Consider the following 18238-nt stretch of genomic DNA (forward strand, 5'->3'; position numbering starts at 1 on the left):
ATCGCCTTTCAGTCTAGTCAACAACGCTCACTTGCGATAACCAGCAACTGGATAAACAGTCGCCCCCATCCAGCTCGCTCAGGCGATCACTTACCTCCTCCGGAAACAGGGTGCGTGCCCAGAGCCGCCGTGACAGAGAGGCTACGCTCTCGTCGGCTCCCGCCGCCAGCCAGCGGGCCAGCTCCCCCGCTACATCGGGGTAACAGACCGCCCCGGGCGAGGCGCTGTCGAGCCAGGTGCGCACCAGATTGGCATCGAGCACATCCATCAGGGTCGCCAGTCCCATCATCTCGAGGGTCTTGCCGTTGGTCAGCTGCTCGAACTGGCCGCCGAGGGGTTTGACCAGCAGCTTCTTGCCGAGAGTGAGCGCCTCGGAAGCCAGCTCGAAACCTGCGTTGGAGATTACGCCGCAACAACCGGCCAGCACGGCGATAAACCCGTGTCGCGACGGCGGCTCGAAGCGCAGATTGCGCCATTGGCTCGGGGTGCGAATGGCGGGGTGAAAGCAGACGAAGCGCTGCTGACCAAAGCGCGACAACAGGGCGGCGATCGCCTCGGTCTGCTCGAACGGCAGATAGACCAGGATCTCGCCGTTATCCGGTGCGGCGGCGATGGGGTCGATCACCGGCGGCAACAAGGGGTGACCGAAGTGAAACCAGTGCAGCCCGAGCGGCTGATCCACAGGAGCAAAGTGGCGCATCAGCTGGCGGCTGACCCCATCCTCCCCCCAGCGCGGGATGGGCCAGTTGAAGCTGGCCTGATGGCTGACGGTGAGGCTCGGCTTGCCATAGCGGCGGGCTGCGTGGGCGGTTAGCGGCTCAAAATCGCTCACCACCAGATCGTATTCGCTGCAATCGAGAGACCGCAGATCCCGCCAGAAGGTGAGCGGCGAGGCGGCTTGCAGGGTGCGCCACGGAGAAACTCGCCCCTCGTGACTGACAAAAGTGAGGCCGGGAAAGGCGCGGTAGGGGCCAAACTCCTCCATGTCGAAGTAGCGGTCAGCGGGGCGACCGCTGAAGAGATAATCCACCTCGACCCCTGCCGTGCGCAGTGCCCGCGCCAGAGTGCGACTGCGACTGATATGGCCGTTGCCGGTGCCTTGCACCCCGAACAGTATCCTCATGAGTGGCTCCAGCCGAGCGCCAGCACGGCGCAACCGCCACCCAGCAGGGCACCGGCAACCAGATCGCTCAGGTAGTGTACCCCGAGCAGCAACCGGGATGCCCCCACCAGCGCCGCCCAGCCAAACAGCAGGGGCGCCCAGAGCGGAAAGCCGGTGGCCAGTATGGTGGCCATCAGAAAAGCGGCGGCGGTGTGGCCGGAGGGGAGACTGTAACGATCGGAAGGAGTGATAAAGACCGGCAAGCCGACCGGCCGTTGTCGTTTCAGGCTGTTTTTCAGCAGCAGATAGAGGGGCAGTTCGATGGCGAAGGCTAACAGCGCCAGTCGCACCAGCTCCCGCTCTGCCTCCCCCTGCCACCAGAGCAGGGCGGCCAGCACAGCGTAAAGCGGGCCATCGCCGGTGCGGGAAATGAGACGACTCACCCTCGCCTGCTGCCGGTTGTAGCCGTGAAGCAGGCAGACCCGGCACACCTGCAGGTCCCATTGCTGGATCTTGTTCATATCCCCTCCTTCCCTGAATTCTGCTTGCAGAGTAAGAAAGCGGGATGACGTTACGTTGAACAAGGCATAACAGATTTATGAAAAAAGGGCCGAATGGCCCTTTTTAATCTCGATGTTGCGGCAAAATCAGTGGCTGCCGCGCAGACCGGTCTCCATCAGGCGGCAGTTGTGATCCGCCAGACGAGCCATGAACTGTTCGTCCACTTTCAGGCCAAATACCTGTTCGTAAAGATCTTTCATCACGAACGGCTGCCACATCATGCTGAGGAAGGAGATCTTCAGCATCTCGGGATCCAGATTGTCACCCAGCTCGCCGTTGGTTTTCATGGTTTCCAGCAGGGCGTCGAACTGCGGCAGTTGACGCTCCAGCAGGCGGCTCAGCACAAAATCCCGCCCCGGGCTCTTCTCGGTCGACAATGCGCTGGAGATAGCGGAGGTCAGCTCGCTGTTGGGCGCCATCACCTGATAGTAGGTGTTGAGCAGCTCGTTGAGGCTGTGATTGCTGTGTTCATCTTGCCAGGCATGGTCGAGGGGCTCGGCGACATCGCCCAGCACCGCTTTGTAAAGACCCTCTTTACTGCCGAAGTAGTAGTGGATCATTGCCAGATTGGAGCCAGCAAGCTCCGCGATTTCGCGTGTAGTTACCTTGCTATAGGGAGTATTGAGAAAACGCTCACGGGCGGCAGCAAGCAACTTGTCACGAATGTCAGAACGTCCGACCGGACGACCAGGTCTACGTTTTTCCATTTAACACCTCAGATAATTCAGCTAATGCTGATAAGTCGATCTGGTTGTGCAGAGAATAGAGCACAGCAGGAATGACCAGATAATCGGTCATGGGCCGAATATGGGACAAGGAAATTTGCAATCCTTTACAATCCGATTAAATACGTCAGCAGATTGCCCCTGACCTTCCGTGTTGACACAGCATAAAAATCTCGATATTGGTAAAAGCGTTATCGACTGGAAGGAATAACAACGTCATGCGTATCGCCACCCCGCTACTACTAATCTCCCTAATCGCGTTAACTCGCGCGGGATCCTTGTAGCCGGGCTAAGGCATAGCCGGAATTTACAAAAACCCGTGCCCCCTGCACGGGTTTTTTTATGCCGCCGCAGGATGCACGTTACCGAACTTAGGAAGAGGGAAGTCACATGTCAGATCGGGTCATCATATTCGACACCACCTTGCGTGATGGTGAGCAGGCCCTGGCGGCCAGTTTGACAGTCAAGGAGAAGCTGCAGATCGCCCAGGCACTGGAACGGCTCGGTGTCGACGTCATGGAGGTGGGCTTCCCGGTCTCTTCTCCCGGCGATTTTCAATCGGTGCAGACCATAGCCCGCCACATCAAAAACAGCCGGGTCTGCGCCCTCGCCCGCGCCCTGCCCAAGGATATCGATGCCGCCGGTGAAGCCTTGCGGGTCGCCGAGGCGTTTCGCATCCACACCTTTATCTCCACCTCCTCCATCCATGTGGAGAGCAAGCTGAAAAAGAGCTTCGAGGATGTGCTGGAGATGGGGATCGGCGCCATCAAGCACGCGCTGCGCTACACCGACGATGTGGAGTTCTCCTGCGAGGATGCGGGCCGCACGCCGATCGATAATCTCTGCCGCATGGTGGAGGCCGCCATCAAGGCTGGCGCCCGCACCATCAATATCCCGGATACCGTGGGCTACACGGTGCCGACCGAGTTCTCCGGCATCATCCACACCCTGTTCAACCGGGTACCCAACATCGACAAGGCGATCATCTCGGTCCACTGCCACGACGATCTGGGGCTCTCGGTGGCCAACTCCATCGGCGCGGTGCAGATGGGAGCCCGCCAGATCGAGTGCACCATCAACGGCATCGGCGAGCGGGCGGGCAACTGCTCGCTGGAAGAGGTGGCGATGATCCTCAAAACCCGCGCCGACCTGCTCGGGGTGCAAACCAATATCCGCCACAACGAAATTCATCGCACCAGCACGCTGGTCAGCCAGCTGTGCAACATGCCGGTGCAGCCCAACAAGGCGATCGTCGGGGCCAACGCTTTCTCCCATAGCTCCGGCATCCATCAGGATGGAGTGCTCAAGGCGAAAAATACCTACGAAATCATCACTCCCGAGAGCATTGGTCTGACCCAGAACAACCTCAACATGACCTCCCGCTCCGGCCGCCACGTCATCAAGCACCGGATGGAGTCCATGGGCTACGCCGAGAGCAGCTACGACCTCGACCACCTCTACGGCAAATTCCTGACCCTGGCCGACAAGAAGGGTCAGGTGTTCGACTACGACCTCGAAGCGCTGGCCTTCTTCAGCCAGATCCACGAAGAGCCGGAACACTTCAAGCTGGAGTATCTCGGGGTCCAGAGCGGCAGCTCGGTACTGGCCACCGCCTCGGTCAAATTGAAGGTGGGACAGGATCTGATCTGCGAAGCGGCCACCGGCAATGGCCCAGTGGATGCGGTCTACCAGTGCATCAACCGCATCACCGGCTATGAGATCCGCATCGACAAATATGCCCTCAAGAGCAAGGGCGAAGGGGAAGATGCCCTCGGTCAGGTCGATATCGTCGCCGAGTACAAGGGGCGCAAATTCCACGGCATGGGGCTGGCCACCGACATCATCGAATCCTCGGCCCATGCCCTGCTCCATGTGATCAACAGCATCTGGCGCGCCAATCAGGTGGCCGAGCAGATGGAACGCAATAACAGCATCAAATCAGAAACCGTCTGAACAGGGCTCGGAACCAAACAGACGGAATGGAATGACAGCATCACATCGGAAACCGTCTGAGCAGGACTCGCAGCCACACAGACGGCATGGAATGACAACATCAGGACGGGGAACGTCTGAACCGGCAACCGCGCGCAGCGTCGGGGAAACCGGACAGAGGGATCTCAACGACAATATCAGGATGGAGAGTGTATGAGCAGTTATCGGATCGCAGTATTGCCGGGTGACGGCATTGGCCCGGAAGTGATGGCCGAGGCCGTCAAGGTGCTGGAGAAGGTGCAGGCCAGGTTCGGCCTCGCCTTCGAGTATGATCGCCATGACGTGGGCGGCATCGCCATCGACAACCACGGTACCCCGCTGCCGCAAAGCACCATCGCGGGTTGTGAAGCGGCCGATGCCGTGCTGTTTGGCTCGGTAGGCGGCCCGAAATGGGAACATCTGCCCCCCAACGATCAGCCGGAACGTGGCGCCCTGCTGCCCCTGCGCGCCCACTTCAAGCTGTTCTGCAACCTGCGTCCGGCCCGTATCTACACCGGTCTGGAACAGTTCTCCCCGCTGCGCGCCGATATCTCCGATCGCGGTTTTGACATCGCCTGCGTGCGCGAGCTGACCGGCGGCATCTACTTCGGCCAACCCAAGGGGCGTGAGGGAGAAGGAGCGAACGAGAAGGCGTTCGACACCGAGGTGTACCATCGCTTCGAGATTGAGCGCATCGCCAAGATAGCGTTCGAATCGGCTCGCGTGCGCCGTGGCAAGGTCACCTCCATTGACAAGGCCAATGTGCTCGCCTCTTCCATTCTGTGGCGCGAGGTGGTGACGCAAGTCGCCAAGTCCTATCCGGACGTAACCCTCAACCATATGTACATCGATAACGCCACCATGCAGCTCATCAAGGATCCGTCCCAGTTCGATGTGCTGCTCTGCTCCAACCTGTTCGGTGACATCCTCTCCGACGAGTGCGCCATGATCACCGGCTCCATGGGGTTGCTCCCCTCCGCCAGCCTCAACGAATCAGGTTTCGGCCTGTTCGAACCGGCCGGAGGTTCGGCCCCGGATATCGCCGGCAAAGGGATTGCCAACCCCATCGCCCAGATCCTCTCCGCCGCCCTGATGCTGCGCTACAGCTTAGGGATGGAGGCTGCCGCCCAGGCCATTGAGCAGGCTGTGGCCCAGACCCTGGCCGAGGGTTACTTCACCGCCGACCTGCATCAGGCCAGCGCCCGCCATCCTGTGCAGAGCACGTCCGAGATGGGTAGCCAGATCGCCGCCCGGATCTGAGCCGCATAACAGAGAACAAGGAAGAGAGAAGCAATGGCCAAGACCCTCTATCAGAAAGTATTCGACGCCCACGTGGTACGGGAAGTGGAGGGGGAGACCCCCCTCATCTACATCGACCGCCATCTGGTGCATGAAGTGACCAGCCCGCAGGCATTCGACGGCCTGCGCGCCATGAACCGCCAGCTGCGCCGCCCGGATCTGACTTGGGCTACCATGGATCACAACGTCTCCACCACCACCAAGGACATCGCCGCCTCCGGCGAGATGGCCCGCATCCAGATGGAGACGCTCGCCGATAACTGCAAGGAGTTCGGGGTTCGCCTCTACGATCTCAACCACAAATATCAGGGGATCGTCCATGTGATGGGCCCCGAGCTCGGCATTACCCTGCCCGGCACCACCATCGTCTGCGGTGACTCCCACACCGCCACCCACGGCGCCTTCGGCTCACTGGCGTTCGGCATCGGCACTTCCGAAGTGGAACATGTGATGGCCACCCAGACCCTGAAACAGGGTCGCGCCAGGACCATGCGCATTTCGGTCAACGGCAAGCTGGCGGAGGGCATCAGCGCCAAGGACGTTGTGCTGGCCATTATCGGCAAGGTCGGCCACGCCGGTGGTACCGGCTACGTGGTGGAGTTTGCTGGCGAGGCCATTGCCAGCCTCTCCATGGAAGGGCGGATGACGGTGTGCAACATGGCCATAGAGCTGGGTGCCAAGGCGGGGATGATTGCCCCCGACCAGACCACCATCGACTACATTCGCGGCAAGGAGTTTGCTCCCAAGGGCGAGGTGCTGGAGCAGGCCATCGCCTACTGGCAGAGCCTCAAGAGCGACGATGGTGCCCACTTCGATGCCGAAGTGGTGCTGGACGCCGCCGATATCGCCCCGCAAGTCACCTGGGGCACCAATCCGGGTCAGGTGATTGCCGTCAACGAGCCTATTCCGGCGCCGGAATCCTTCAGCGATCTGATGGAGCAGCAATCCGCCCGCAAGGCGCTGGCCTACATGGACTTGCAACCGGGCCAGAAGCTCTCCGATGTCGCCATCGACAAGGTATTCATCGGCTCGTGCACCAACAGCCGCATCGAGGATCTGCGTGCCGCCGCCGCCATCGCCCGCGGTCGAAAGGTCGCCGCTGGCGTGCAGGCACTGGTGGTGCCTGGCTCAGAGCAGGTGAAGGCGCAGGCCGAAGCCGAGGGTCTGGACAAGATCTTCATCGAGGCCGGTTTTGAGTGGCGCCTGCCCGGCTGCTCCATGTGTCTGGCCATGAACAACGACCGGCTGCAACCGGGGGAGCGCTGCGCCTCCACCAGCAACCGCAACTTCGAAGGGCGTCAGGGCCGCGCCGGCCGCACCCATCTGGTCAGCCCGGCCATGGCCGCCGCCGCCGCCGTCACCGGCCGCTTCGCCGACATTCGCGCACTGTAAGAGGAAAGAGCGATGACAGGATTCAAACAGCACAAAGGGATCGTCGTCCCCCTCGACAGCGCCAACGTCGACACCGACGCCATCATTCCCAAACAGTTTTTGCAAAAAGTAAACCGCATCGGTTTTGGCAAGCACCTGTTCCACGACTGGCGCTTTCTGGACGATGCCGGCCAGCAGCCCAACCCCGAGTTTGTACTGAACCAGCCGCAATTCGCCGGTGCCAGCATTCTGCTGGCCCGCGAGAACTTCGGCTGCGGGTCTAGTCGCGAGCACGCCCCCTGGGCGCTGGCCGACTACGGCTTCAAGACCATCATAGCCCCGAGCTTTGCCGATATTTTCTACGGCAACGCCATCAACAATGGCATGGTGCCGGTGCGCCTGAAGGAGAAGGAGGTCGATGCCCTGTTCCAGCTGGTGGCCGCCAAACCGGGCATCGAGATCGAGGTGGATCTGGAAGCCAATCAGGTACGTGCAGGTAGCCTCTGCTTCGGTTTCGAGATCGATGAATTCCGCCGTTACTGTCTGCTCAACGGCTTGGATGCCATCGGTCTGACCCTGCAGCACGAGGCCGCCATCAGCGCCTTTGAGGCGAAGCAGCCGAGCTGGATTTAACGCGCCAGTTGCAAAAAAACGAGTAGAATCAACAGGGAGCTTCGGCTCCCTGTTTTACTGTCCGCTACGCTTCCCACTTTGGGCCACCGGAACTGGCCCGTGCCACAGGAAAGGATGATGAAGAGACCGACGGCAATTCCTCTGCTCTGTGCCCTGCTGCTTGCCCTGCCTGCGGGTGCCAGCCAAACCAGCTTCAACAACAGCCTCGGCCAGATCAGCGTCGGCTGGCAGGATAGCGAAGGCAAACCCCAGCAGCTCACCTACCGGCTCGAACAGGGCAAGTTGCCGCCTCTTATCGCCTATCGCCCGGCGAGAATGCAGGAGGAGGTATTGCAAGTGTTGCTGCGGGAGGTGCGCCAGCACTACCCCGAGGTGCAGTTCACCCTCGCCCGTCCCTCGCTGGAGCTGCATCTGAAAAGCCGCAATCAGGACAAGGCGCGCGAGGCGATGGCCTTTCTGCAGTCCAAGCGGAGCAAAGAGGAGCAGGCGTGGCTGACCAAACACTACTTCCAGTACTTCAACACCCCGGACGGGCAGCTGGCGGTGAAGCAGGATCATGTGCGCATCGCGCTGGAGAGTCGCAGCGGGCTGGCTCCACTGGCGGATCAACTCAAGCAGCAGGGCAGTACCGAAACGGAAGCGCGCCAGAAGACCGTGGCCCATATGCTCACCTTTATCCAGAGCATCCCCTATCAGCAGCTCGACAGCCTGAACGGCAGGCAGGGCAAGGGATTTCTATCTCCCCGTCAGGTGCTGGAGCAGAACCGGGGTGATTGCGACAGCAAGGTAACCCTGATGGCCGCCATGCTGGCCCAACTCTTTCCCGAGCTGAAACAGGCCATGGTGTTCGTCCCCGGCCATGCCCTGCTGGCCGTTGACCTGCCCGCCAAGCCGGGGGATGTGACCCTCAACTGGCAGGGGCAGAACTACCTGTTGCTCGAACCTACCGGTCCCGCCACCTTGCCTGCAGGCCAAATAGCATCGACCAGCAAAACGCTGGTCGATAGCAAGCAGTTGAGTGTGCAGCCGGTTCAGGAAAAAGGCTAATCCCCTCCCTCTGCCGATGGGGAGAGAGGATTAACCCTGAGGCAAAAACTCCACCGCCAGCAGCAACCCGCTCTCCTCCTCCAGCACTCGGATAATACGGGCATGGGCTTCAAAGGGAGGCAACAGGTTGTTGTTGGTGGCAAGACTGATCCGGATGGGCTGATTGATGTCGAGCTGGTGTTCAGAGACCGCAATCCCCATGCCGTTGGCACTGAGATCCCGGCAGATCCCCTCCAGCACCAGCTGCTGCTGATAGACGGTGACCGGAGCATTGATGACCATGCGCGCAAAGGCACGCCTTTCCTTGGTATTGGTAAGCACGCGAACATCCTCTGTTGGGTGGGCGTCATCTCATGGGTATTGCACAATTGTGCTGGTCTACCCAAAAGAACGTTAATACAATGCGGTTCGTTTCTCAAACGGGGTGCGGTTTACCGCTGAGATTATACCCGTGTACCTGATCCAGATAATGCTGGCGGAGGAATTTGAGGCATGGCGCTCATTTTTTGCGCCCTCACCCGCTGGCACCTCGTTATTAACAAGTAATAGGGAGTGCCACCCATGAAGACCCTGCTGCTGGTCACCACCGGCCTGCTGTCGGCCAATGTGTTCGCCGCCGACACCCTCACCGTCTACACCTACAGCTCCTTCACTGCCGAGTGGGGTCCGGGGCCCAAGATCAAACAGGCCTTCGAGAAAGCGTGCGACTGCACCCTCAATCTGGTTCCCCTCGAAGATGGGGTCGCCATCCTCAACCGGCTGCGGCTGGAGGGCAACCACAGCAAGGCTGATCTGGTACTGGGGCTCGACGATGCCCTCATCAGTGAAGCCAAGCAGAGCGGCCTGTTCGCCCCCCATCCCGCCAAGCTCGACGGCATCAAGGTGCCGGGTGGCTGGCAGGATGATACCTTCGTCCCCTACGACTACGGCTACTTCGCCTTTGTTTATGACAAGGACAAACTCAAGCAACCACCCAAGAGCCTGAAAGAGCTGGTGGAGCGGCCCGATCTCAAGGTGATCTATCAGGATCCCCGCACCTCCACCCCGGGGCAGGGGCTGATGCTGTGGATGAAGTCTGTCTACGGCGACAAGGCGCCTGCCGCCTGGGCCGAGCTTGCCAAAAAGACGGTCACCGTCACCAAGGGGTGGTCAGAAGCTTATGGCATGTTCCTCGATGGCGAAGCGGACATGGTGCTCTCCTACACCACCTCTCCGGCCTATCACCTGATTGCCGAGAGCAAGCCCCAGTATCAGGCTGCCGCCTTCGAGGAGGGTCACTACCGTCAGGTAGAAGTGGCTGCCAAGCTGAAGAGAGCCAAACAGGAGAAGCTGGCTGACCAGTTCCTGCAATTTATGGTGAGCCCCGCCTTCCAACAGGAAATCCCGACCGGCAACTGGATGTATCCGGTGATCGACACGCCGCTGCCCAAGGGCTTCGAGCAGATGATCACCGTAGCCAAGCCGCTCGCCTTCAGCAGCGATGAGGTGGCCGCCAATCGCAAAGGATGGATCCGCGAGTGGCTGCAAGCCGTCACCCAGTGAGCCGTCATCTGAAACCACAGGAGCGTCCCCTCTGGTGGTTGCCGGGCAGTACTGCCACCCTGTTGATCCTGCTGTTATCCCTCGGGCCGCTGGTGGCCCTGTTGTGGCAGGCCGGTTCGCTGGCACCCCGCACCCTGCTCGCAGATCCTTATCTGCGTCATGTGCTGGGGTTCAGCCTGGGGCAGGCACTGCTCTCCACCCTGCTCAGTCTCGGGCTGGCCATTCCGGTGGCCCGCGCGCTGGCGCGGCGCCGTTTCATTGGCCGAACCCTGCTGATCAAGTTGTTTGGCCTCTCGCTGGTACTACCGGTCATCATCGCCATCTTCGGCATAGTAGCGGTACACGGTAAGCAAGGGTGGCTGCCGCAGCTACTGCGATCACTGGGGCTGGATCCCGGCAATTATCTCTACGGCCTGTTCGGTATCCTGCTGGCCCACGTCTTCTTCAATATGCCGCTGGCGGCCCGCCTGATGCTGCAGAGCATAGAGAGCATCCCCGAATCGAGCTGGCGCCTCGCCAGCCAGCTCGGCATGCGCTCATCCCATATCTTCCGGCTGCTGGAGTGGCCACTTATTCGCGGCATATTGCCTGGGCTGGCCAGCCTCATCTTTATGCTCTGTTTCACCAGCTTCACTACCGTACTGGCGCTGGGGGGCGGGCCGAAATCGACCACTCTTGAGGTGGCCGTCTATCAGGCGCTGCGCTTTGACTTCGATCTCGCCACCGCGGGCGGACTGGCGCTGGTGCAGCTCATCCTGACCGCCGCCCTGCTCGCCCTGCAGCACAAGCTGCAGAGCACCCCGGCCAGCAGGGTGACACCCCGTCGCCCCTGCCTGCGGCCGGACCGTCATCAGCCGGGCACGGCGGTGGTGGATCTGCTCTCGCTCGGTATCGGGCTCGCCATCTTTCTGCCACCGCTGCTGGCCATCATCGTCGCCGGCCTCCACCCCGGTCTGCTGACGGCGCTCACCTCCGCCAAACTGTGGCAGGCGAGCGGCCAGTCGCTGTTGATTGCGTTGGCAGCCGGTGCATTGGCCACCTTGCTCGGCGGTGCACTGCTGCTGACCAGCCGTCATCTACGGATACGGGCTCGCAAGCGGCGGGCTGCCGCCCTGTGGGAGGCCAGCGGCTCGGTGATCCTGATGATCCCGGCGGTGGTGCTCTCTACCGGTCTCTTTATCCTGTTTATGCCCTTTGCTGATGTTTTTGCCCTTGGCCCCTGGCTGGTGGTACTGGTCAATGCCCTGATGGCGCTACCCTACGTGCTGCGCACCCTCTCCGCCCCCATGCAGCTGGTGGTGCGCCAATACGACCGGCTGGCGGATAGCCTGGGGGTACGCGGCCTGCATCGCCTGCGTCTGGTGGAGTGGCCGCTGCTGCGCCGCCCGCTGGCACTGGCGATGGCGCTTTCGATGATCCTCTCGCTGGGGGATCTCGGCGCCATCGCCATGTTTGGCAGTCAGGAGCTCACCACCCTGCCCTGGCTGCTCTACCAACAGCTCGGCAGCTACCGCCTGACCGAGGCGGCCGCCACCGCTCTGCTGCTGCTGACGCTCTGTTTCTCCCTGTTCTGGCTGGTGGAACGGGGGCTTGGAGGAAAACATGCTGAACATTGATACGCTGGTGACCAGCTACCCCGACTGGCGCGTCAGCTTCAGCGCAACCCTGCCCAAGGGGGAGATCACCGCACTGATCGGCCCAAGCGGCGCAGGTAAATCGACCCTGCTCGGGATGATCGCCGGATTCGTGCCGGTGGAGTCGGGCCGCCTCAGCTTCGATGGCGAAGATCTGCTGCCGCTGGGCCCGGCCGAGCGACCAGTCACCACCCTGTTTCAGGATCACAACCTGTTCCTCCATCTGTCGGTGTTCGACAATATCGCCATCGGCTTGCACCCGGGGCTGCGCCTGAGTGCCGCCCAACGGGCACAGGTGATCGATGCAGCCGGGCGGGTCGGTCTTGGCGAGATGCTAAACCGTCTGCCGGAGCAGCTCTCCGGCGGCCAGCAGCAGCGGGTCGGGCTGGCTCGCGCGTTGGTGCGCGGCAAACCGCTGCTGCTGCTGGATGAACCCTTCTCTGCCCTCGATCCCGCCCTGCGCCGGGAGATGCTGGCGGAAGTGGCGAGGCTAGCCTGCGAACAGGGCATTACCGTACTGATGGTCTCCCACAATCCGGAAGATACTCAGCTGATTGCCGATCAGGTGCTCTTTGTCGACGAGGGGCGCATCGCCCTGCAAGGCAAGCCGGATATTCTGCAAAACAGCGACCACCCGGGGCTGCTGCGCTACCTTGGACAGTGACCCAAGGACACTGAACTGGTGACGGGATCAAAAAAGGGAAGCCAAGTGGCTTCCCTTTTTCATATGAAGATAGTCAGCTAAATCAGAGATTTTCCTCGGCGAACGAAGCCAGTCGGCTGCGCACCACACCATTGAGGAAGATGTTGGCACTGCCGTCAAAATCCTTGAAACGCTCGACGATGTAGGTGAGACCGGAGGTCACCGGGCTCAGGTAGTTGGAGTCGATCTGTGCCAGGTTACCGGAGCAGACGATCTTGGTGCCTTCGCCGCAACGGGTGATGATGGTCTTGATCTGGGAAGCGGTCAGGTTCTGGCACTCATCCAGCAGCACGAAGGTGTTCTGGATGCTGCGCCCGCGCATGAAGTTGACCGATTTGAACTGGATATTGGCCTTCTCCATGATGTAGCTGAGCGAGCCGCTCATGTTCTCGTCCTGCTTGTGCAGCACCTCCAGGGTGTCGGTCACCGCCGCCAGCCAGGGCATCATCTTCTCCTCTTCGGTGCCGGGCAGGAAGCCGATGCTTTCGGCAATTTCCGGGGTATTCCGGGTGACGATCACCTTCTCGTAAATGCCCTTCTCAATCACCAGCTCCAGCGCAGCAGCCATTGCCAGCAAGGTCTTGCCGCAACCTGCCGGGCCGGTCAGGATCACCAGATCGATGTGCGGATCGAGCAGTGCATCCAACGCCATCCCCTGATAGACATTCTTGGGATGGACACCCCACGCCTTGCGGGACATCAGTCGCTCGCGGCCCAGATCCTTGATGCGGATCTTGCTGCCATCGTGGCTGAGCACCCGGGCTGCGAAGAAATTCTCCTCATCCACCAGATACTGGTTTACGTGAACTCCCTCCAGCAGGTTGGCATCAATCACATGGATGGTGTCGCGGCCGTGGGTCTCGCTCTCGCACTCGCCAACCCGCTCCCAGAAGCTGCCGGGCACCACCTGAAAGCCCTTGGCCAGCAGGCGGATATCGTCGATCAGCTGGTCGCTGCGGTAATCTTCAACGTGAGCAAGCCCGGCCCCCTTGGCCTTGAGGCGCATGTTGATGTCTTTGGTGACCAGCACCACCTGACGCTTCAACTCGTGCTTTTGCAGATAGAGGGCCGCGTTGATGATACGGTTGTCGGCCTCCTTGTCGGTAAAGACCTCGGCATCCTGCGGCAGATGGTGATCACTGAAGATGCAGATATTGCCGCTCGCTTCGCCAGCCAGCGGCACGCCTTGGGTGATCTGGTCCGGGGTTGCATCGCGGAACACATCTTCCAGCGCACGAATGGCCACCCGCGCGTCGCGGCTGACATCCTTGTTGCGATCCTTGATGTTATCGAGCTCTTCCAGCACCGTCATGGGGATGAGCACGTCGTGCTCTTTGAAGGAGTAGATAGCGAGGGGTTCGTGAAGCAGAACGTTGGTATCCAGGATAAACAGCTTTCGGTCCGTATTGTCCATAAGCATCCTCCTTGGCACTGAAGGGCCACGTGTGTGAATCTCAGATGTCATTGAAACCACACGGCCGTGACAGTTTTATTACCCTCAACGCTACGCCCGATTTTACTATCGTGCAACAAATCACTGGGCCGCCTGATTTGATTGCGCATAAAAACAGCAATAAAAAGACCGGCACTGTGGCCGGTCTTTCCTCTATTGTTCAACTACTTGGGCATGTTTTTCAGCCGCACTTGGAGTCGCCACAGTTGAGGCAGGTCATGCAGCCATCCTTCAGCACCAGCGCCTTGGTGTGGCACTTGTAGCAGAGCGCCGCATTGGCCGGGAAACCACTGCCCGCCTGTTGCTCTTCGACCTCCTGAGCGGCTTTCAACTCAGCTTGCTTCTCAGCCAGAAACGCCTGCTGATGCTCATCCAGTCCCGGCGCCTTGAGCATGCCGATCTCGGTGAGATGGCTCTCGATCACGTTGCCAATTTCGGCGATCAGCGACGGCACATACTTGCCCTTGTTCCAGTAGCCGCCCTTTGGATCAAACACCGAGCGCAGCTCCTCGACCAGGAAGGTGACATCCCCCCCCTTGCGGAATACCGCCGAGATGATGCGGGTCAGCGCCACGATCCACTGATAGTGCTCCAGGCTCTTGGAGTTGATGAAAATCTCGAACGGACGGCGAGTTTCGTGAACCGTGCCCTCGTTGAGAATGATGTCGTTGATGGTGATGAACAGCGAGTGCTCGGAGACATGCTCCGGCGTCTTCAACTTGTAGGTGGTGCCCATCAGCCGCTCCGGGCGCAGCACGGTTTCGTGCATATGCACTACGTCATCCTGCACAGAGAGATCTTCTTGCGGCTCATCCTTGGTACGCACCTTGTAGGCGACGATTTTCTTGTCGATCTTCTTGACCATAATGTCGTTCTCAGAATTTACCGTAATAGCCTTCTTTCAAGGCGTCGTAGAGGTTGGCGGCCGTATGCAGCTCGCCATCGTATTCGATCTCTTCGTTCCCCTTGACGGAGATGACGGAGCCATCCTCCAGGGTGAAATCGTACAGGGTGTTCTCCAGATCCTTCTCCTTCACCAGCACGCCCTGGAAAGCCTCCGGATTGAAGCGGAAGGTGGTGCAGCCCTTGAGGCCAGAGTCCGAGGCATACATGTAGATGTCCTTGAACTGCTCGAACGGGAAATCGGTTGGCACATTGGCAGTCTTGGAGATGGAGGAGTCAATCCAGCGCTGGGCCGCCGCCTGAATGTCCACATGCTGCGCCGGGCTGATGTCATCGGCAGTAATGAAATAGTCCGGCAGACGGCTCGCCTCATCATCGGCATAGGGCATGGCGGCCGGATTCACCAGCTCGCGGTAGGCCAGCAGCTCGAAGGAGTAGACATCGACGCTCTCCTTGCTCTTCTTGCCCGGCTTGATAACGTTGCGGCTGTAGTGGTGGGCAAAGCTCGGCTCAATGCCGTTGCTGGCGTTGTTGGCCAGAGACAGCGAGATGGTGCCGGTCGGCGCGATACTACTGTGATGGGTGAAACGCCCACCCACTTCGGCCAGCTCGGCGACCAGCGCAGGATCCACTTCGGCAACCTGCTGCATATAGCGGCTATAGCGCGCATGCAGCACCTTGCCCTTCACCTTGTCACCCACCTTGATGCCATCAGCCGCCATTTCCGGGCGCAGACGCAGCATCTTGCCAGTCACTTCAAACTCCTGCTCCATGATGGGGGCAGAGCCCTTCTCCTTGGCTAGGCGCAGTGACTCCTGCCAGCCGGTCATCGCCAGCTCTTGGGATACCTGCTCGGTAAAGGCCACGGATGCCGCAGAGCCGTACTTGATCTGCAGCATAGTCAGGGTCGAACCAAGCCCCAGGAAGCCCATGCCGTGACGGCGCTTGGCTGTGATCTCCTCGCGCTGTTTGGCCAACGGCAGCTGGTTGATCTCCACCACGTTGTCGAGCATGCGGGTAAAGATGGCCACGACCTTGCGAAATGCTGTCCAGTCGAAGGCCGCCTTGTCAGTGAAGGGATCGCGAACGAAGCGGGTCAGGTTGACCGAACCCAGCAGGCAGGCGCCATAAGGCGGCAAAGGCTGCTCACCACAGGGGTTGGTCGCACGGATCTCCTCACAGAACCAGTTGTTGTTCATCTGGTTGACCTTGTCGATCAGGATGAAACCGGGCTCTGCATAGTCGTAGGTGGAGGTCATGATAACGTTCCAGAGCTTGCGGGCTGGCATGGTCTTGTAGACCTTGCAAGCGACCTGCCCCAACTCGTTGAATACAACCCCTTCCTTGTTGGGCCAGTCGGCCCATAGCACCTGAGCGGGATCATCCAGCCCAATGCCATCCTGCTCCACCTCTTTGGCGGTGTAGGGGAAGATCAGCGACCAGGGCGCATCCTCTTTCACCGCCTTGACGAAATCTTCGGTGATGAGCAGAGAGAGGTTGAACTGGCGCAGGCGGCCATCTTCGCGCTTGGCCTGAATAAACTCGATCACATCGGGATGGCGGATATCCATGGTGCCCATCTGGGCGCCGCGACGGCCACCGGCTGACGAGACGGTGAAACACATCTTGTCATATATATCCATAAAGGAGAGCGGGCCGGAAGTGTAGGCACCGGCACCGGAGACAAAGGCACCGCGCGGGCGCAAGGTCGAGAAGTCATAGCCGATACCGCACCCGGCTTTCAGGGTCAGACCGGCCTCGTGCACCTTGCCGAGGATATCGTCCATCGAATCTTCGATGGTGCCAGAAACAGTACAGTTGATGGTTGAAGTGGCAGGCTTGTGCTCGAACGCCCCCGCATTGGAGGTGATGCGGCCCGCCGGAATGGCCCCATTGCGCAGTGCCCACAGGAACGGCTCATACCAGACCTCCGGTTCCAGCTCCTGCTCTGCCAACGCACGGGCTACCCGCTGGTAGGTCTCATCGATAGAGCTGTCGATGGGAGTGCCATCCTTGCTCTTGAGGCGATACTTGCTATCCCATATCTCGAGGGACGTTTCCTGCATGGGGATAAGGCGGGAGCCAAGCTCACTCTCCAGCACCGGGTTCGATTTAGCCATTTTCAATCAACCTTATGTGAATGCATCGACATCATAACAACAGCAGAAAACACAACTAATGGTGCCATCTAAAATTAATGACACAACATATAGTACACCTGATGCCATGAGGGCGCCGATTCTAACCTAAAAAAATGCCCCGGCCAGCAGATTTCTGGGCCGAGGCACTTAACTGATTAATTTACTGAGAGATTTAACACTCAGAGATAGATCAGGGCTTCTTGACGTATACCGTCGGTGTTTCACCCGCCATATTCAGATAGAACTCGTAGACGCCATCGGCATCCGGTGAGAACTTCATGTCCTCATACTTGGAACAGGGGTTGACCGGCACAGCCTCACCACCCAGTACGGCAACACCATCACTCGGGCTCTTGTAGCCAAAGTTGGTACCGCAGCTCCAGCCTGAATCAGCAAACTTGAACTTGTAGGGGGCCCACTCTTTCTTGAGGGTGCCTTTGGCCATGTAGAGCTTGTCGGCTACCTTGACTACCTTGCTTTCATCAGTCGCCATCCAGTCGTTCATCTCCCCGCGCAGGTAGATGGACTTGCCACCGAAGTCGCTGTTGTCTGCCACTGCCTGCTCTGCACCACCATTGGATGCACAACCGCCTAATACCAGGGTTCCCGCCGCCAGCATCATCGTTACTGTTCTTTTGAACATGGGTCTATTCCTTAAATTATTGTGATTCCTTGGTCCATCCATGTGGACTGAAGAATTAAACCAGAGCAGGCATCACAAGAAAGGTAGAGGCATCACATTCTGTGCTTTTTATATCCAACACATTGAACTAGTGAATAAATATCGAACAGAAAAGAGGCCTTTTTGGGGCTTTAGAAGGGTAATCAATGAATGACAAGAAGGGGAAAGTCTAATAATCCGGCGACGTGCTGAATTGCAGGCAATAAAAAACCCCGCTCGACGAGCGGGGTTTCTTGTATTGGGTGCCTGGCAGTGTCCTACTCTCGCATGGCGAATGCCACACTACCATCGGCGCTACCGCGTTTCACTTCTGAGTTCGGCATGGGATCAGGTGGTTCCACGGCGCTATGGCCGCCAGGCAAATTCTTCAATCTTGGAAAGCTGACGTGAATAACGACTTGGCCAGTTTGCTTTGTCATTACCACTGAATTTGAGTAGTTCGTTCATTCGCTACAAGGCCAGAAACACTTC

16 protein-coding genes, 1 rRNA gene and 1 riboswitch are annotated in these 18238 nt (G+C 59.5%); of the genes, 8 read left to right on the forward strand and 9 right to left on the reverse strand.

Annotated elements, in window-relative coordinates:
- Nucleotides 1–13: 13 nt before the first annotated feature.
- From AB5Y71_RS17160 to AB5Y71_RS17170, 3 genes are all read right to left on the reverse strand, one after another.
- Nucleotides 14–1123: an MJ1255/VC2487 family glycosyltransferase gene (locus AB5Y71_RS17160; protein WP_368172068.1), complete on the reverse strand. Its 1110-nt coding sequence runs from the start codon at nucleotides 1121–1123 to the stop codon at nucleotides 14–16.
- On the reverse strand, nucleotides 1120–1623 hold the full coding sequence (locus AB5Y71_RS17165) for a phosphatase PAP2 family protein (protein ID WP_005339149.1): 504 nt from the start codon (nucleotides 1621–1623) through the stop codon (nucleotides 1120–1122). The genes AB5Y71_RS17160 and AB5Y71_RS17165 overlap by 4 nt, the downstream gene beginning before the upstream one ends.
- 126 nt (nucleotides 1624–1749) lie before the next feature.
- On the reverse strand, nucleotides 1750–2370 hold the full coding sequence (locus AB5Y71_RS17170) for a TetR/AcrR family transcriptional regulator (protein ID WP_368172069.1): 621 nt from the start codon (nucleotides 2368–2370) through the stop codon (nucleotides 1750–1752).
- 408 nt (nucleotides 2371–2778) lie between these two features.
- Between AB5Y71_RS17170 and leuA the strand changes: the two genes are divergently transcribed.
- From leuA to AB5Y71_RS17195, 5 genes are all read left to right on the forward strand, one after another.
- Entirely contained in the window at nucleotides 2779–4341 is a 1563-nt protein-coding gene (gene leuA / locus AB5Y71_RS17175) for a 2-isopropylmalate synthase (protein WP_368172070.1), read from the forward strand.
- A 192-nt stretch (nucleotides 4342–4533) separates the two neighbouring features.
- Nucleotides 4534–5619, forward strand: a complete 1086-nt coding sequence (gene leuB / locus AB5Y71_RS17180) for a 3-isopropylmalate dehydrogenase (protein WP_201952726.1) — start codon at nucleotides 4534–4536, stop codon at nucleotides 5617–5619.
- Nucleotides 5620–5652: 33 nt separating this feature from the next.
- Nucleotides 5653–7050 (forward strand): 3-isopropylmalate dehydratase large subunit, encoded by a 1398-nt coding sequence (leuC, locus tag AB5Y71_RS17185; protein WP_368172071.1) that lies wholly within the window; start codon nucleotides 5653–5655, stop codon nucleotides 7048–7050.
- A gap of 12 nt (nucleotides 7051–7062) precedes the next feature.
- Complete coding sequence (gene leuD / locus AB5Y71_RS17190; RefSeq protein WP_257687159.1) at nucleotides 7063–7662, forward strand: 3-isopropylmalate dehydratase small subunit; 600 nt, start codon at nucleotides 7063–7065, stop codon at nucleotides 7660–7662.
- Nucleotides 7663–7779: 117 nt separating this feature from the next.
- Nucleotides 7780–8709 carry a transglutaminase domain-containing protein gene (locus AB5Y71_RS17195; protein ID WP_368172076.1) on the forward strand — a complete coding sequence of 310 codons (930 nt, stop codon included), beginning with the start codon at nucleotides 7780–7782 and terminating at the stop codon, nucleotides 8707–8709.
- Nucleotides 8710–8739: 30 nt separating this feature from the next.
- On the opposite strand, the gene AB5Y71_RS17200 is transcribed toward AB5Y71_RS17195, so the two are convergent.
- Nucleotides 8740–9030 (reverse strand): PilZ domain-containing protein, encoded by a 291-nt coding sequence (locus AB5Y71_RS17200; RefSeq protein ID WP_005339160.1) that lies wholly within the window; start codon nucleotides 9028–9030, stop codon nucleotides 8740–8742.
- Between the two features lie 89 nt (nucleotides 9031–9119).
- Nucleotides 9120–9210, forward strand: a riboswitch (TPP riboswitch).
- Nucleotides 9211–9270: 60 nt separating this feature from the next.
- Between AB5Y71_RS17200 and thiB the strand changes: the two genes are divergently transcribed.
- The 3 genes from thiB to thiQ are packed head-to-tail and all read left to right on the forward strand — an operon-like array spanning nucleotide 9271 to nucleotide 12549.
- A complete protein-coding gene (thiB, locus tag AB5Y71_RS17205) occupies nucleotides 9271–10251 on the forward strand; it encodes a thiamine ABC transporter substrate binding subunit (RefSeq protein ID WP_236367592.1) in 981 nt (326 codons plus the stop codon).
- Nucleotides 10248–11867 carry a thiamine/thiamine pyrophosphate ABC transporter permease gene (gene thiP / locus AB5Y71_RS17210; RefSeq protein WP_236367600.1) on the forward strand — a complete coding sequence of 540 codons (1620 nt, stop codon included), beginning with the start codon at nucleotides 10248–10250 and terminating at the stop codon, nucleotides 11865–11867. The genes thiB and thiP overlap by 4 nt, the downstream gene beginning before the upstream one ends.
- Entirely contained in the window at nucleotides 11854–12549 is a 696-nt protein-coding gene (thiQ, locus tag AB5Y71_RS17215; RefSeq protein ID WP_236367593.1) for a thiamine ABC transporter ATP-binding protein, read from the forward strand. The genes thiP and thiQ overlap by 14 nt, the downstream gene beginning before the upstream one ends.
- Before the next feature lie 82 nt (nucleotides 12550–12631).
- Here the strand turns inward: thiQ and AB5Y71_RS17220 are convergent, their stop codons facing one another.
- From AB5Y71_RS17220 to rrf, 5 genes are all read right to left on the reverse strand, one after another.
- Nucleotides 12632–14002, reverse strand: a complete 1371-nt coding sequence (locus AB5Y71_RS17220; RefSeq protein ID WP_005339173.1) for a PhoH family protein — start codon at nucleotides 14000–14002, stop codon at nucleotides 12632–12634.
- Nucleotides 14003–14222: 220 nt separating this feature from the next.
- Nucleotides 14223–14906 (reverse strand): NrdJb, encoded by a 684-nt coding sequence (locus AB5Y71_RS17225; protein WP_368172072.1) that lies wholly within the window; start codon nucleotides 14904–14906, stop codon nucleotides 14223–14225.
- 10 nt (nucleotides 14907–14916) lie between these two features.
- On the reverse strand, nucleotides 14917–17064 hold the full coding sequence (locus tag AB5Y71_RS17230) for an adenosylcobalamin-dependent ribonucleoside-diphosphate reductase (RefSeq protein ID WP_368172073.1): 2148 nt from the start codon (nucleotides 17062–17064) through the stop codon (nucleotides 14917–14919).
- 211 nt (nucleotides 17065–17275) lie between these two features.
- Complete coding sequence (locus AB5Y71_RS17235) at nucleotides 17276–17728, reverse strand: pullulanase (RefSeq protein WP_139732807.1); 453 nt, start codon at nucleotides 17726–17728, stop codon at nucleotides 17276–17278.
- A gap of 283 nt (nucleotides 17729–18011) precedes the next feature.
- Nucleotides 18012–18126, reverse strand: a 5S ribosomal RNA gene (gene rrf, locus AB5Y71_RS17240).
- Between the last annotated feature and the right edge of the window lie 112 nt (nucleotides 18127–18238).

This window comes from Aeromonas sp. R9-2, assembly GCF_040908025.1.
Taxonomy (GTDB): Bacteria; Pseudomonadota; Gammaproteobacteria; order Enterobacterales; family Aeromonadaceae; genus Aeromonas; species Aeromonas veronii.